Source organism: Mesorhizobium sp. M7A.F.Ca.ET.027.03.2.1, from assembly GCF_003999175.1.
Lineage (GTDB): Bacteria > Pseudomonadota > Alphaproteobacteria > Rhizobiales > Rhizobiaceae > Mesorhizobium.
The window spans coordinates 1-647 of sequence record NZ_RZOM01001747.1; the positions used below are offsets into that span (position 1 = coordinate 1).

A 647-nucleotide genomic window follows, 5' to 3' on the forward strand; every position below is an offset into this window, starting at 1 on the left:
CAACCCCTGCCCGTGCGATGCCTATCGCGGGCCCGGCCGGCCGGAAGCAGCCTTCCTGCTGGAAAAGCTGGTCGATGCCTGCGCCCCCGATCTCGGCCTGCCTGTCGAGGAGATACGCCGCCGCAACTTCATCCGGCCGGAGCAATTTCCCTACCGGACGCAAACCGGCCGCCTCTACGACACCGGTGAATTCGAAGGCCATATGGAGCGCGCTATTGAGCAATCCGAATGGAAAGCGTTTCCCGAGCGGCTGGCGCAATCGAAGGCCGGCGGAAAAATCCGCGGCCTCGGCATGGCGACCTATATCGAGGCCTGTGCCTTTCCGGGCTCCGAACCGGCCTTCGTCGAACTCAACGGCGATGGCACGGTGACGCTGAAGATCGGCACCCAGACCAACGGACAGGGGCACGCCACCGCCTATGCCCAGTTCCTGTCGGAAAAGCTCAATCTCGACATCGACAAGATCCATGTCCGCCAGGGCGATACCGATGAATTGAAAGCCGGCGGCGGCACCGGCGGCTCGCGCTCCATACCGCTGGGGGGTGTATCGGCTTCCCGCGCGGGCGAGGATCTGGCCAACAAGATCAAGCGCATCGCCGCCGACGAGCTTGAAGCCTCGGCCGGCGACATTGAGCTGTCTGATGGTG

1 protein-coding gene is annotated in these 647 nt (G+C 64.1%); it reads left to right on the plus strand.

The window, feature by feature from the left end; all coding sequences use genetic code 11:
* On the plus strand, positions 1-647 hold a 647-nt coding region (locus tag EN750_RS37810), incomplete at both ends, for a molybdopterin cofactor-binding domain-containing protein (protein ID WP_145968359.1).